General features: G+C 60.2%; 13 protein-coding genes. 3 read left to right on the top strand and 10 right to left on the bottom strand.

The genetic code is table 11. From position 1 onward, the window contains the following. Positions 1–202: 202 nt before the first annotated feature. On the top strand, positions 203–2,116 hold the full coding sequence (locus ACXMYO_RS04435) for a potassium transporter Kup (RefSeq protein ID WP_457807934.1): 1,914 nt from the start codon (positions 203–205) through the stop codon (positions 2,114–2,116). 71 nt (positions 2,117–2,187) lie between these two features. Continuing rightward, entirely contained in the window at positions 2,188–3,111 is a 924-nt protein-coding gene (locus ACXMYO_RS04430) for a restriction endonuclease (RefSeq protein WP_457807933.1), read from the top strand. Between the two features lie 50 nt (positions 3,112–3,161). On the opposite strand, the gene ACXMYO_RS04425 is transcribed toward ACXMYO_RS04430, so the two are convergent. The 6 genes from ACXMYO_RS04425 to ACXMYO_RS04400 form a co-directional block, all read right to left on the bottom strand. After that, positions 3,162–3,923: an SDR family oxidoreductase gene (locus tag ACXMYO_RS04425; RefSeq protein ID WP_115853344.1), complete on the bottom strand. Its 762-nt coding sequence runs from the start codon at positions 3,921–3,923 to the stop codon at positions 3,162–3,164. A 70-nt stretch (positions 3,924–3,993) separates the two neighbouring features. Beyond that, positions 3,994–5,046, bottom strand: coding sequence for a substrate-binding domain-containing protein (locus tag ACXMYO_RS04420; RefSeq protein ID WP_457807932.1), 1,053 nt, complete (start codon positions 5,044–5,046; stop codon positions 3,994–3,996). Positions 5,047–5,102: 56 nt separating this feature from the next. Then, a complete protein-coding gene (locus tag ACXMYO_RS04415) occupies positions 5,103–6,110 on the bottom strand; it encodes an ABC transporter permease (protein WP_115853346.1) in 1,008 nt (335 codons plus the stop codon). A 39-nt stretch (positions 6,111–6,149) separates the two neighbouring features. Continuing rightward, on the bottom strand, positions 6,150–7,700 hold the full coding sequence (locus ACXMYO_RS04410) for a sugar ABC transporter ATP-binding protein (RefSeq protein ID WP_170140507.1): 1,551 nt from the start codon (positions 7,698–7,700) through the stop codon (positions 6,150–6,152). 289 nt (positions 7,701–7,989) lie between these two features. Next, positions 7,990–8,640 carry a class II aldolase/adducin family protein gene (locus tag ACXMYO_RS04405; protein ID WP_457807931.1) on the bottom strand — a complete coding sequence of 217 codons (651 nt, stop codon included), beginning with the start codon at positions 8,638–8,640 and terminating at the stop codon, positions 7,990–7,992. Between the two features lie 55 nt (positions 8,641–8,695). After that, positions 8,696–9,688: a carbohydrate kinase family protein gene (locus ACXMYO_RS04400; protein WP_457807930.1), complete on the bottom strand. Its 993-nt coding sequence runs from the start codon at positions 9,686–9,688 to the stop codon at positions 8,696–8,698. 164 nt (positions 9,689–9,852) lie between these two features. On the opposite strand from ACXMYO_RS04400, the gene ACXMYO_RS04395 reads away from it, so the two are divergent. After that, entirely contained in the window at positions 9,853–10,812 is a 960-nt protein-coding gene (locus tag ACXMYO_RS04395; RefSeq protein ID WP_457807929.1) for a sugar-binding transcriptional regulator, read from the top strand. 40 nt (positions 10,813–10,852) lie between these two features. Here ACXMYO_RS04395 and madM read toward each other — a convergent pair whose 3' ends face one another. The 4 genes from madM to ACXMYO_RS04375 form a co-directional block, all read right to left on the bottom strand. Then, positions 10,853–11,614, bottom strand: coding sequence for a malonate transporter subunit MadM (gene madM, locus ACXMYO_RS04390; protein ID WP_457807928.1), 762 nt, complete (start codon positions 11,612–11,614; stop codon positions 10,853–10,855). Between the two features lie 24 nt (positions 11,615–11,638). Continuing rightward, on the bottom strand, positions 11,639–12,046 hold the full coding sequence (gene madL / locus ACXMYO_RS04385; protein ID WP_438767137.1) for a malonate transporter subunit MadL: 408 nt from the start codon (positions 12,044–12,046) through the stop codon (positions 11,639–11,641). A gap of 102 nt (positions 12,047–12,148) precedes the next feature. Beyond that, the gene (locus ACXMYO_RS04380) at positions 12,149–13,687 is read right to left on the bottom strand and encodes a malonate--CoA ligase (RefSeq protein ID WP_457807927.1); all 1,539 of its coding nucleotides are present in this window, start codon (positions 13,685–13,687) and stop codon (positions 12,149–12,151) included. A 116-nt stretch (positions 13,688–13,803) separates the two neighbouring features. After that, positions 13,804–15,165: a malonyl-CoA decarboxylase gene (locus ACXMYO_RS04375; RefSeq protein WP_457807926.1), complete on the bottom strand. Its 1,362-nt coding sequence runs from the start codon at positions 15,163–15,165 to the stop codon at positions 13,804–13,806. Between the last annotated feature and the right edge of the window lie 28 nt (positions 15,166–15,193).

The raw sequence follows: 15,193 nt of genomic DNA, 5'->3' as shown, positions 1-15,193 counted from the left end.
CGTCCGTATTGCCCGTCCATCGAGTGTGCGCCCTGGCCCGCGCGCCCCCAACACGGCCGGCGTAAAAGTTTCGTAAAAACCGCGCCGGCGGCGTTGTGGCGGGGCCCGGGCAATTTCAATATGCACCTGGCCGGGCCGATAATCCTGTCGAGCCCGCGCTTTCTTCGCAATCACGCGCCACGGCGCGATATGGACACTTTCCATGACCACCGCTACCTCCGGTCGCACCGGCGAATCTTCCCACAAGGCGTCCATGACGACGCTGACCATCGCCGCGGTCGGCGTGGTGTATGGCGATATCGGCACCAGTCCGCTCTATACGCTCAAGGAGGTTTTTACCGGCGGCTACGGCCTGAAGGCCGATGACAGCGGCGTGCTGGGTATCCTGTCGCTGATTTTCTGGTCGCTGGTCTGGGTGGTCACGCTCAAGTACGTGCTGGTGGTGCTGCGCGCCGACAATCAGGGCGAAGGCGGCATCATGGCGCTGACGGCGCTGGCCCGGCGCGGGGTCACCCATCAGCACCTGCAGCTGGCGCTGGTGATGCTGGGGCTGGCCGGGGCGGCGCTTTTGTACGGTGACAGCATGATCACACCGGCCATCTCGGTGCTGTCGGCGGTCGAGGGGATCGAAGTGGCCTATCCGCCCATCGCGCACTGGGTGGTGCCGATGGCACTGGGCATTCTGATCGCGCTGTTCGTGTTTCAGCATCGCGGCACGGCCACGGTGGGTCGGCTCTTCGGCCCGATCACCCTGCTGTGGTTCGCCTCGCTGGGCGCGCTCGGGGTCTACGGCATCATGCAGGCGCCGCAGGTGCTGGCCGCGGTCAATCCGCTGCACGCCATCGACATCTTTCGCAGCAACCCGGGCATCGGCATCATCATCTTCTCTTCGGTGGTACTGGCCATTACCGGGGCCGAGGCGCTCTACGCCGACATGGGCCACTTTGGCCGGCGCCCCATTGCGCGGGCCTGGTTCTGGGTGGTGCTGCCGGCGCTGGTGCTGAACTACTTCGGTCAGGGGGCGCTGCTGCTTATTCAGCCCGAGGCGATCAGCAACCCGTTTTATCTGCTGGCACCTGACTGGGCGCTGTGGCCGATGGTGATCCTGGCCACCGTGGCCACCATCATCGCCTCGCAGGCGGTGATTACCGGGGCCTATTCAATGACCTATCAAGCCATCCAGTTCGGTTTTATCCCGCGCATGCGCGTGTTTCATACCTCAAGCGCCGAGCGCGGTCAGATCTACATTCCCACGGTCAACTGGCTGTTGATGATCGGCGTGGTGGCACTGGTCGTGGGCTTTGAAAGCTCGACCCATCTGGCCGCGGCCTACGGCATCGCGGTCACCGGTACCATGCTGATCACCTCGCTGTTACTGTCGGTGGTCATGATCCGGCTGTGGCGCTGGCCGCTGTGGGCAAGCCTGCCGCTGCTGACCGGCTTTGTTCTGGTCGATGCGCTCTATTTCAGCGCCAATATCGCCAAGCTCTTTCACGGCGGCGCCTTCCCGGTGCTGGCCGGTATCGTGCTCTTTACCCTGATGGGCACCTGGTGGCGCGGCCGGGCGCTGCTGGAAAAACGCGTTGGCACCGACCTGCCGCTGGCGGGGCTGATCCAGAGCCTGCGCCGCCAGCCGCCGCACCGGGTCAAGGGCACGGCGGTGTTTCTCTCCGGCCGGCACGAGGTGCTGCCGCGGGCGCTGTTGCATAACCTGATGCACAACCAGGTGCTGCATGAGCGGGTCATTCTGGTCACGGTCGAAAGCGACGACCGCCCCTGGCTTGAAGAACAACAGCGCGTGCAGATGGAAACCTTCGAGGACGGGTTTTATCGAATCATCGTGCGCTTTGGCTATATGGAGACCAACGACGTGCCGCAGGCGCTGAGTGCCTTCAGCCGGTCCCGGACAGCCAATGAGGCCCCCTTCCCCTTCGAGGCGATGAACACCACCTGGTTTCTCAGCCGGGAGACGCTGGTCAGCGCATCAGAGGCAGGGATGGCGCGCTGGCGCGAGCGACTGTTCTCCTTCATGCTGAAAAGCGCCCACAGCAACATGCAGTTTTTCCACCTGCCGCCCAACCGGGTCGTGGAGCTGGGCAGTCAGGTGGAGGTGTAGGACAATACCGCAACCGGTCGGAAGCGTTCTTGGCCGGTGCCACTCGTTACCGGAGCCATGCTCGCCGATCCATGCCGATTCCCGACTTTCACGCCCTGATGTATCCCCTGTTACAGCTGAGCGCCGGCGCCGAGACCCTGCGCCTGCGCGACAGCTACGCCCCGCTTGCCGATGCCTTTGAGCTGACGGCGCAGGAGCGCCATCAGCTCAGCCCCAGCGGGCAGCAGTATCTGTTCAACAACCGCGTGACCTGGGCGGCCAGCTATCTGCGCAAGGCCGGACTTCTGGAGTCCTGCGGGCGGGGGCTGGTGACCATTACCCCACAGGGCTATATCACCCTGCGGGAAGTGCGCCATATCGACATGGCCTATCTGATGGGCTTTGAATCGTTTCAGGCGTTTCGCCGCCGCACCGGCAGCAGCGCCCCCCGCACCCGGGCGGCCAACGATCAGGACGCCATGGAGGAGGTACCGGACTGCCTCACCCCGCTGGAGAGCATGGAGGTCTCGTGGCGTGCCATTCGGGCCGATCTCGAGTTCGATCTGATCGAGCGGATGCAGCAGATCCACCCGGCGCGCTTTGAACAGCTGGTCATCGATGTATTGATGACCATGGGCTATGGCTGCGGGGCATCGGCCGGTCAGAACGTGGGGCAAAGCGGGGATGGCGGTATCGACGGCATCATCAATGAAGACCCGCTGGGCCTTGAGACGATCTATCTGCAGGCCAAGCGCTGGTCGAATCCGGTGGGCCGGCCGGACATCCAGAAGTTCTCCGGGGCGCTGTCCGGTAAACGAGCGCGCAAGGGCGTGTTTATCACCACCTCCAACTTCACCCGCGAGGCGCAGGAGTATGTCACGAGTCTTGAAACCCGCATCATCCTAATCGACGGCCCGCAGCTCGCGCGCCTGATGATCGATCACAACGTGGGCGTATCGACCGTGGATCGCTTCGAGATCAAGCGGCTGGACAGCGATTATTTTCTGGAAGAGTAAGGCACTGACTCAGGGGAGCCGGCCGCCCATGGCAGGCGGCCGAAGTACGGCTACTGAATGCTGTAGCCGCCATCAATTACCAGGTTAGCACCATTGATCATGTCGGCGGCATCGCTGGCGAGATAGAGCGCGCAGCCGGCAATCTCTTCCGGATAGACAAAGCGCCGGGCAGGAATCTTCTGTTTCATCTGCTCTCCCACCTCGCCGGCCCAGGCTTTCTGCCCCAGCTCAGTCAGCGCCACGGTGGGTGAAATCGCATTCACACGCAGGTTGCGTGGCCCCCACTCGCTGGCCAGTGTCTGGGTAATGCTGACCACCGCCGCCTTGCTGGCGCTGTAGGCCAGGTGCTTGTCCAGCGCGACCACCGCGGCCTGTGACGCCATATTGATGATGCGTCCACTACCCTGTTCGAGCATGTGCCGCCCCACCGTCTGACAAAGTAGAAAAACGCCCCTGAGGTTGACGGCCATGGTGGCATCCCAGTCTGCCTCGGAAAGCTCCTCAGCTGGGGCCAGCGCTACGATGCCGGCATTATTGACCAGTATATCGATACCGCCCAGCTCACCGATCACATGCTCGACACAGGCCTGTACGTCGTCGCTCGAGGTCACATCGCCCTGTACCGCAATGGCCCCGCCGCCGATGTCACGAGCGGCGTCATGAACCCCTTCGCTGCGATCTAAAAGGGCCACGCGCGCGCCCTTTTCGACATAAAGCTCGGCGATGGCGCGACCGATGCCCGCTGCCCCACCGCTGATCAGCGCCCGGCGTCCGGTTAGTGAAAAATCCTTGCTGTAGCCTCGGTATTCCATGGGTGCCTCCTCCTGTTGGCATACATGCTGCTAAGCTTGGCGCCGTCCAGCAGAGCGACGCCATAGTCCCTTATTGCTGCGAGCCATAATCGCCGGAGGCAAGATTGCGGCGGATCAGCTCGGGCAGGTCGGCCAGAAACTGCGAACGGTTTTCATACATCTGCTGGTAGTACTGGCTGGCATTTTCCTCGTTCACAATGGGCATCTCGATAAAGATCTCTTTGGGCACCTCTTGGCCCCGAGCGGCGTTGGCGGCCACCTGCAGCGCCATACCCAGCTGCAGCGGTGCATTCTGCAGGTTGGTCATCAGCTGACGACCGGCGTCAACGTTTTGCAGGCCTGCTTCAATGCCATCAATCCCGACAATCGGAATATCGTTGACACGGCGCTGACGCATGGCTCGAATCGCGCCCACTGCCATGTCATCGTTTTCCGAGATCACACCGTCAATCTCTTCGCCATAGCGCGACAGCCAGGAAGCCATGATGTTGTAGCCCTCCTCCCGCTTCCAGTCACCAGGGCGCATGGCCAGCACATTAACGTCAGGATGTTCGGCCAGAACGTTTTCGATGCCCGTGGTGCGATCAATCGTGCCCGACTGACCTAGCGGGCCCTGTAAAATGACCACGTTGCCCGATCCACCGATTGCCTCGATCAGCGCGCGAGTTTGATTTTCACCCGCCGTGATGTCATCCGGGCCGACGTAGGCGTTGAGAAACTGCTTGCCAGGCTCAAATATCTTGACATTGGTGCCAATAACCGGAATACCGCGATCGCGAGCTGCCTTGATCTGTGGTCCTAGGGCAGCCGAGTCGACGGCATCGACCACGATGGCGTCCATCCCCTGAGCAATGAACTGATTCATGTGCGCCACCTGAGAAGCCACCGAGTTGTCGGCGCTGGCCCAGCGCAGATCAATATTGTTGGCCCGTGCCACTTCATCGACACCTTCCCGCCCCGAGGAGACCCAGCCGGACATGGCATAAACGGTGTAGCCGATAGTCAGCGGCTCGTTATTTCCTTGTGCTTCACTCTCCTGAGCCTGCGCCATACCAATTAGCGACAGCCCGTACATCACGGCCGCACCAACGGCCAGTTGCCTGAACCACTTTGCCTTTTTCATGATTATTCTCTCCTTCGGGATGGTTGGCTTGCGTACCGCAGATGGAAATCGGCCATCTAGACCAGTTTCCGACGGTTTGCGACCGTGTCGAGGTACACGGCAAGAATGATGATAAAGCCGCTAATAATGTGCTGGTAGAACGGCGAAACGTTCAGGATTGTCAGACCGTTATCGATGGTTCCCAGCAGAATCACCCCGAACAGGGCGCCAGCTATTGAGCCGCGGCCGCCAGCCAGACTGATTCCACCAATAACCGGGGCTGCGATGGCAATCAGTTCATAGCCAGTGCCAGTAGTGGCAATACCGGCAGTAATCTGCGAAGCCAGAAGCACTCCCGCCAATCCGGATAATGCTCCGGAGATGACAAAGGCCGAAATCAATACTCTCCGAATTGGCAGTCCTGCTACAAAAGCTGCTTGGATATTGCCGCCCACCGCATAGACATAGCGACCCAACCGGGTCCGTGACAAGGTAAGCCAAAGTAGAAGAAAGACAGCAAACATGATGTAGATCGGGATCGGAATGCCGAACCAGGAGTAAACCGAGATATCCAAAAAGGCCATGTTGTTGATTGAAATCTGCTGGCCGTTGCTGAGTACGTATCCGAATCCCAGTGCGATCGACAGCGTTCCCAGAGTGGCTACAAAGGCGGGAATGTTGAGCAACGCTACAGCGATACCATTGAGCATGCCGATGACAATACCGGCAAAAACGCCGCCCACTATTGCTATCAATGCCCAGCCGATGCCGGTATTTCCTTGCATGATCAGTGCCGCCACCACGCCGGCCAGCCCTACCACGCTTCCTACGGAAAGATCGATCCCCCCGGACAGCACGACCACACCCTCACCAAAGCCGATCAGGGCATACACCGATATCAACATCAGAATCGAGATGATGTTGTAAAAAGAGATGAACTGGGGCTCGACAATCGCCAGCGGCACTACGTAACAGGCAAAGGCAATCCAGACCACCAGCGACGCAAGGCGAGCGCGACTGAACAGCGCACTGAATGTCTTTTGCGGTCGCGAGCGAGCGGCTGTCTCCGTATGGGCTGTGCTCATCGAGTGTTCTCCTTTGGGTCGGTCGGGACATGCAGGCAATCAGGCACCGATAGCGGCACGTACAATTTCTTTTTCATCAAACGCATCGCGCTCAAGGCTTTGACATATGGCGCCATCCCGGAACACGGCAATACGATGAGAAAGCGTCATCAACTCAGGCAGCTCGGATGAAGAGACCACGATCGCAATGCCATGACGGGCCAAGTCAACAATGATGGCGTAGATATCCGCTTTGGCCCCCACATCGATGCCGCGGGTGGGTTCATCCAGCAGCAGTACCTGGGGGTCGTCAGCGATCAGACAGCGCGCCACCATCGCCTTTTGCTGATTGCCGCCACTAAGCGCTGCGACTGGCGTGCGTGCTCCGAAGTATTTGGTATGCAGGCTTTCCAGCGCTTCACGACTGACGTTTTCCTCCTGCCCGCGCCTGATCCAGCCGCCAGGGCCGGTAAAACGCGCGAGGTTGGACAGAATGGTGTTCTGCGCAATATCCAGCGACAGCACCAATCCGGCCTCCTTGCGATTTTCCGGTATATAGATCAAACCGCGCTTGAGGGAGTTCGACGGCGATCGTTTTGTGTAGGGCTGTCGAGCCAGCTTTACATCGCCGGTACGGGCGGTGTGCAGGCCATAGACCGATTTAAAAAAGGCAGTGCGCCCTGAGCCGGCGATGCCGGCCAGCCCGACGATTTCTCCCGGTCGAACGCTGAAATCGAAAACGCCCTCATGACCTTCCGACGTCTGACGTGTGGCATAGTTGCTGACGCTCAGGACGGGATCTGTCTCTTTGATAGGCGGCAGATCCAGCTGCTGTTCAGCCAGTTCGCGTCCCACCATGGCGCTGATGATCTCATTTGACGAGAGACGCTCGATTGGGGCTGTCAGGGTGATCTTTCCATCACGCAGCACTGCGATGTCATCTGCCATCTGCTCGACTTCATCCATCTTGTGCGTGGTAAAGACCACCGAAGTACCGGCATCGCGCAACCGCCTGACAATCTCGAAAAGATGTCGGGTTTCATTGCGCGTCAGTGATGAGGTGGGCTCGTCGAGCAGCAGAACCCGCGGGCGTCGATGCCAGGCCCGAATAATTTCAACAATCTGAGCGTATGAAAGGCTGATCTGTTCGATACGATCATCGGCCGCAATCGGAATATCGAACTCATCAATGGCCGCCTGGGCCTCTTGAGTCATCCGTGATGACTTTAAAAAACCGCCGGTGCGAGCGCCTTGCGTCAGTTCCCGGCCGAGAAAGATGTTATTGGCGACCGTCAGATGAGGCACCAGTGACAGTTCCTGAGTCACGATTTCGATGCCACTTGCCTGCCCGGCACTAGGCGAATATTCGGTGATCTCTTCACCATCAACGACGATGGCCCCCTGAGAGGGCGCCAACAGACCGGCCAGAATACTCAGCATGGTGGACTTGCCGGCACCGTTCTCACCCATCAGCGCCATGACTCGACCCGGATAAAGTGACAAGTTGATCTCATCAAGCACGACAGAAGTACCAAAGCGTTTGCTGATATCCCGGTATTCCACCACTGCGACTGCAGCATCCGAGCTTTTGTATTCGACGTTCTTCGCCATGAGGCACCTTTTCCCTTTTCTCAGCAGCGCCATCGCCTCCCGGCGCGCTCAACAGCCTTCTTCCAACAAAATAGCAACACATCGCTCTTATGAGCGGTATCGCCTATTAGTCGCAATCTCGTCGTAACAGGACAGTCGATGTATCGAATTCCTGAGCCTTGTGCCGCGCCAATACAAACGGAAAAACCAAGCATTCATGAGGCGGAAACCCGGGATAGACCACCGCTTGGCCGTGGTCGGAAGAAGGTTATGACAGCGCACCTGCTGTGCCGAACAGGCGCTACCCATGTCAGGTAGCACGATTGGGCTGGCGACCGTAATCCTTGAACTTATCGATCACTCGAGTCATTTCCTGGCGATCCAGTATGTGAGGCGTTCCGATCGATCTGGCGATCACGTACTGTCGTGCCAGCGTTTCTACCTCGACCGCTAGCCACATGGCACGGCCAAGCGTTGCGCCGCATGCCACCATGCCGTGGTTGGCCATCAGACACGCTCGTCGGTTTTCCAGTGCCTCCAGCAGGGCTTCGGAGAGGGCGTCAGTGCCAAAGGTTTCGTAGCGCGCGCAGGGCACCGTTTCCCCTCCTGCCGCCGCCACCATATAGTGCGCGGCAGGGATATCCTGACGGCACATGGCAAGGGCTGTGGCATGCACAGGGTGGCTGTGCACCACTGCATCGAACGCGTCATATCGGTCCAAAATAGCCAGATGAAAACGCCATTCGCTGGAGGGGTTGAGCTCACCGTGCGGCTGGCCCTGCTGATCGACAAAAACAATGTCATCGGCGCTCATCTCCCGGTAATCGACGCCGCTGGGGGAAATCAGCATCCCCCGCTCGTGACGCAGGCTAATATTGCCGGAAGTGCCCTGATTCAGGCCGGTCCGGTTCATTTCCAGGCAGTGATCAACGATCATCTGCCGCTTGTCGTTTTCGTTCATATCATCTGTCCAGGCGTTATCAAGAAAAGACATCCATCAGAGCAAAGGAAACAGTTCATCCTCTCCCTGCCATGTCTTTGGCATACCGACCACTTCGATAATCCTCATGGTGTCGCTCAGCGATGTCACGAGTAGCTTCCAGCGATACGATGCCGGCTTTGGACCCCAGCCCCGATAGCACAAGCGATGAAACAGCAGTAGCAAAACAGGCAGAAAACTCGAGACTCCAGCCATGATGCAGACCGACAATAATGCCGGCCGAATAACCATCGCCGCAGCCGGTCGTATCTACCGGCTGCAAGCCGGCAATCGCCGGTACGTGAATCCGCTCGTCAAGATCGCGTCCAGCCAGATAGCTACCCTTCTCGCCCAACGTCAGGATCACATTGGCGGCCCCCTTTTCGAGGTAGTAGTCGATAATTTGGTCAGGATCATCAAGACCGGTCAGCACCTGCGCTTCGTCGATGCTGGGGATAAAGTAATCGGTCCACGGCATGAGTGGATCGACCGCCTCACGCACTTCGGGTCGGGCAAAAATCAGGTCCAGCGTCGTTATGCAGCCATTGCCCTTGGCGCGGCGAATGAAATCCAGCGCCGGCTCTCCATCGAATTCACCCAGCAGCCCGATACCGCCCACATGGACAATGCGGCTTTGTAGGGCCCGCTCGACGGCGGCTGCATCCGGTCGGTAGCCGCCGGCAGCTCCCCGGAAATGCCAGTGGCGCCGCTCACCGGAACCGCCGCTGGCAATCATTGATGCCGAGGTGGACAGATGGGCAAGGCGTTCAAGCCCGCCGGTGTCGACGCCACACGCCGCCAGATTGTGGAAAATGAAATCAGCCTTCTCATCGTTACCGAGCGCTCCGGCAGCGTGGACATTCATGCCCAGCAGCGCGCAGTCGACCGCTACCCCCCCGGCGGTTCCCGCTACCGTGAACACAATGTCATCAATGAACTGACCGGTGCCCTCATCCGGTAATGATGTGATCGCTCGGCCGTGCACATCGACCACATAAAGTCCCACGATGGATGCATCAAAAGCAGACATGGCAATCTCCCAATCTGGATGGTCAGGCCTTTTACGCTCGAGCTGGACGCACTAATCGCTCACCCGGTAAAATCGAAGCCTTTTCACTCAAATGAAAACACCCTCGCTCTTTTGTGCGGTATTCCCATTTCGTAGGGTCTTTTTCAGGTAGCAAGGAGCAATTCATGTCCAGCGATCAGGAGACAGGTCTTCTGGCAGCAAGTGTGGCGCAGCGGTTTTACATCGATAACGATTCCAAGATTCAGATCGCCGAGGATCTGGGCATCTCCCGCTTCAAGGTAGCGCGATTGCTCGATATGGCGCGTGAGAAAGGCATGATCGAATTTGTGATTCGTCCGCCCATTGAGGTGCACACGGCGCTGTCGAGCGAAGTACGTCGCCGCTTCGGACTGCGTGAAGCCGTGGTCGTGGAATCCTTCGTCGAAGAGGACGATTCGGTTCGCACTCGACAACAGATCGGTCGCGCCGCTGCAGCGCTGCTAAGTGACTTGGTGGCCGAAGACGACGTTCTGGGAGTGGGCTGGGGTCGTACTACCAGTGCCATGGTGGATCAGCTTTGTCAGTTGCCTGCATGTGCCGTCGTACAGATCTGCGGCATTGTGGGCACACCCGGCGAAAATTCTCTTGACATGATCCGGCGTATTACCGAACGCAATCGGGGCGTGGCCTATCCCATGTACGTACCGCTGATGGTGTCGGATGCCGCCATTGCCGATAGTCTGCGTCACGAACAGGGCGTGGCGGCTGCAATGGAACAGTTCGCCAACGTGACGGCGGCAGCCATCTCGATTGGTAGTCTCCACCCGCTTCAGTCACAGCTGACGCAGCGCCTGACGAAGGAAGAGCAGCAGATCATTGTCGATTCAGGTGCAGTTGCCGAGGTTCTTGGTACATTCATTCGTGCCGATGGCAGCCGGTTTACCGACTTCTCACGACGCACTCTGGCAATGGGCTTTGAAGAGATGCGCCGGATCGACAACCTCATGGTTCTCGCCAGCGGCGCTTACAAGGCTGAAGCCGTCAGAGCCGCCTTCGCGGCCGGTCTAGGCAATATTCTAGTGACCGACCGCCGCCTTGCGGAAAGATTACTGGATGGTCATGACAACGCCCGAACACATCAATGACGTGCCCAGGTGCCGCCTTGATAACGTCTCGGACGAAGGCTCAGAAAAACAGCCGAACGCCCAGAAACAGCACCGTGGGCGCCAGCAGAATGCCCAGCCCCGTATAGAAGGTGGCGGTCATTGCGCCGTAGGGCACCAGGCGCGCGTCGGTGGCGGCAAGGCCTGCCGCGACCCCGCTGGTGGTGCCGATCAGCCCGCCAAAGATCATCGCCGAGCGCGGGTTATCCAGCCCGATCAGGCGCGCCACCATGGGCGTGACGATCATGGTCAGAATCGATTTCACCAGCCCGGCGGCAATCGACAATGCGATGACCTCGGAGCTGGCCCCCAGCGTGGCCCCGGTAACCGGCCCGACGATGTAGGTTACCGCCCCGGCCGCAATGGTGGTGATGTCCACCGCACTGGTGTAGCCAAAGCCCACCGCGACCACGGCGCCGGCAAAAAACGACACCAGCACGCCGGCAAAGAGCGCGATCAGCCCGCGCAGGCCGGCCTTTTTGATTTCGTTAAAGCGCACCCCATAGGCGGTGGCGATGATCGCCAGATCACGCAGCATCCCACCGCCCATCAGGCCCAGCCCCGTAAAGAGCGACACATCCGCCAGCCCGTTGGTGCCGCCGGTGTAGATGCCGCCGAAATAGGCCAGCGCCAGCCCGATCAAAATGGCAATCGCCGAGCCGTGCAGCCGCCCGGCGGTAAAGCGTCGGCTCATCCAGTGCGAGACAAACATGGTCAGCCCGATCACGGCAAAGGCGGCAATCAGGTGGTACTTGTCCAACAGCGTCATGATGGAATCGTTCATGGCACACTCCGAAAGCGGGATCGATTAATGGCTTCTGCCATGCGCGTGAGCGGGCCGGGCATCCAGCGGTCGGGCTTCATCCACGCGCTTGCCGGTCAGAAGCGGCACCAGCGCCAGACCCAGCACCAGCGCCAGGGCACCGGCCAGGATGGCGACCATGCCACCGCTGAAGGCGGCGGCCACGTTCTGGCTGGCCGCCATCGCCACCACGATGGGGATATACATCGCATTCCAGAAGTTGATCCCGCTTTCGGTACTCTCCGGCAGGTGGTCATGCGTTTTCAGATAGCCGGTCACGAAAATCAGCAGCAGCATGGCGATCCCCACGCCGCCGAGATTGGCATTGATGCCCAGAAGCTGCCCCAGCACATCACCAATGATCAGACCGGCCAGCATGCAGCCGGCCAGCAGTGCCACGCCATAAATCACCATGATCCATCTCCTTGTTGTTCGGACCGCCCGTCGCAGAGAGTCTGCGGCGGTCACGGTCGATAACGACGTCACGGATACTTTTTTGTTACGTACTGATTGGTGCTAGTGGCTGGCGGCCGCCGTTTGCTGGTAGGTATCGGCGTAGCGCTCACGCAGGACATTTTTTTGCACCTTGCCCATCACGTTGCGCGGCAGCGCATCAATGAAAAATACCCGCCCGGGCTGCTTGTAGCGGGCCAGCTTGTCCTTGAGGGCGGCCAGCACCTGCGCCTCATCGAGTCGGGCGTTATCCCGCAGCACCACCGCTGCCGTCACGCCCTCGCCCAGGTCCGGGTGATGCACGCCGATCACCGCTGACTCCGAGACTTCCGGCAGCGCGTCGATCCACTGCTCGATCTCCTTGGGGTAGACGTTGTAGCCGCCGGAAATCACCAGATCCTTGTCGCGACCGACAATGCTGAGATAGCCCTTGTCATCGATCAGGCCCAGATCGCCGGTGATGAAAAAGCCGTCGTCACGAAACTCTTCGCGGGTCTTGTCCGGCATGCGCCAGTAACCCTTGAAGACGTTGGGCCCGCGCACCTCGACCAGCCCCGTCTCGCCATCCGGCAGGGGCTTGCCGGTGTCTCGATCGGTGATGCGCACCTCGCTGCCGGGCAGCGCCATGCCGACCGTGCCGGGGCGGCGCTCGCCGTCATAGGGGTTGGAGGTGTTCATGTTGGTCTCGGTCATGCCATAGCGTTCCAGAATGGCGTGACCGGTGCGCTCGAAGAAGTCGTGATGGGTCTCGGCCAGCAGTGGCGCCGAGCCCGAGATGAAAAGGCGCATGTTGGCGGTGCGCTCGCGATCAAGCCGGGGGCTGGCCAGCAGTCGGGTGTAAAAGGTCGGCACGCCCATCAGCACCGTGGCGCGCGGCATCAGATCCAGCAGCTGATCGACATCCAGCCGTGGCATCAGCGTCATCGACCCACCCACGGTGAGGGTGACGTTACAGGCCACGAACAGCCCGTGGGTATGAAAGATCGGCAGCGCGTGCAGCAGGTGATCGGCATCAGAGAACTGCCAGGTCTCGACCAGCGCCTGGCTGTTGGCGGCCAGATTGCCGTGGGTCAGCATCGCCCCCTTGGAGCGCCCGGTGGTGCCGGAGGTATACAGAATCGAGGCCAGATCATCCCGATCCACTTCGGCGATCTGCGTCTCCTCACTGCCCGCCTCGGACTTGTCCATCAGGGTGCCGTCGCTGGCCACGCCCAGACTCTCGACATGGGCCACGCCGCAACGTTCGGCGAGCCCACGGGCCTGCTCCAGATCATCGGGGCGGCAGATATAAACCCGCGGCTCGGCATCGGTGAGGAAGTACTCCACCTCCGACTCCGTGTAGGCGGTATTGAGCGGCAGCCAGGCCGCACCCACCTGCAGTGCCGCCAGATAAAGCATCAGTGCCTGCGGGCTTTTGTCGACCTGCACCACCACACGGTCGCCCGGGCTAATCCCCAGCGCCTTCAACACGCTGGCAAAGCGGCGCGAGCGGGCCAGCACATCGGAGTAGCGATACTGATCCCCTTCGGGCGTATCGATCAGCACCTTGTCGGGATGGCGCTCGAAGTGCGGATAGAACTGCAGATAAAGATTATGGTTCATGGAAACTCCTACCATTGGATCCTTTTACCCCTGCCGCCCCGCAAGGGGCCGGGTGCCGTGCCTGCTGTCTTTAGCACCGGGTCTTTGGCGCAGGGCTCTGACCCGGGGGCTTCAACTCAGGCGTTGTCCCGCGAGACAAGACGCTTGCGCCCGCTTCTTGCCTGGCGTCGCACCTCGTTTGAGCAGACCACTGTGGCCTCCCGGCTGAAGGCTTCATGGTTCTGCTCGATGCGATCAATCTCGTAGAGATAGTTGACCATCAGACCATGGGCCTGCTGACAGCCCTTCTCGGAGGTGTCTCCCGGCCAGTTGATGCGATGCAGGCTGGCGCCGTTGCCCAGATGAAAACGCGCCACCGGGTCCAGCGGCTGCCCCTTGGCACTGCGCGCCTCCAGCAGGTAGTGCGCGGCCAGGGATCGCAGCTCGGGGGCCAGGCGCTGGCGCTCCTTTTCATCGATGGTCCAGCTTGCCTGATCCAGCGCCGTGCAGACCTCATCATCCTCGGCCAGCTCGCCCTCCTCACGCTGGGTGGCGAGCCAGCGGGCAAATCCCGGAACCGGCGAGAGCGTGACAAAGTTGGTCAGCCCCGGCAGGTCGCGCTTGAGCTCCTGAACCACCTGCTTGATCAAAAAGTTGCCAAACGAGATGCCCTTGAGCCCGGTCTGGCAGTTGCTGATGCTGTAAAACGCGGCCGTGTCGGCCTCGCCCGGCGCCACCTCCTCACCGCCGGCGAGAATGGTCTGGATGTTGTCGGGAATGCCCTTGCACAGCGCTACCTCGACAAAGATCAGCGGCTCATCGCCGGTGGCCGGGTGGAAGAAGGCGTAACAGCGCCGATCCCCCGGATCGAGCCGACGGCGCAGGTCCGACCAGTCCTGGATGGCATGCACCGCCTCGTAGCGAATGATCTTTTCAAGTACCGCCGCCGGGGTGTTCCAGCCGATGCTTTCCAGCATCAAAAAGCCGCGGTTGAACCAGGAGGCAAACAGGTGGGCAAAGTCATCATCAAGCGGGGCCAGCTCGAGATTGTCCTTCAAAAAGCGCAGCAGGTCGGCGCGCATGGCCACCAGCTCATAGGTGCCGCCCGGGCATAGATTGAGACGGCGCAAAAGGTGCTGGCGGCGCGGCTCGCACACGGAGAAAAGCTTTTGAAGCGTGGCGTTGTCCTCACGCTCGCTCCATTCCCGATAGGCCTTGTGGATGTCATCGCTGTCGGCGGCGTAGTGCTCGGCGAGCATCTCGAAAAAGGCCAGTTTGTCGGCATCATCCAGGCTTCGATAGCGCGTGAGGGCCTGCTGGGCGATCAGGATCTGGGAGGCTTCCCCGCCGCGCTGCATGAGCGTTTCACAGCTTGAGGCCAGCTGCGACAGGCTGGCGGTCTTGTCGTTGCTCTCCCCGCCGGTACTGCGAAATCGTTCACGGGTGCGACGCTCGATGCTTGATAGCAGCTCCTGGAGAAAATTCATGTTGACGTTCATGGCGGCCCTCTTCGATGGCGTGAACGGG

The organism is Kushneria sp. EE4, assembly GCF_977968315.1.
This window is presented reverse-complemented; position numbering and strand designations above follow the sequence as displayed.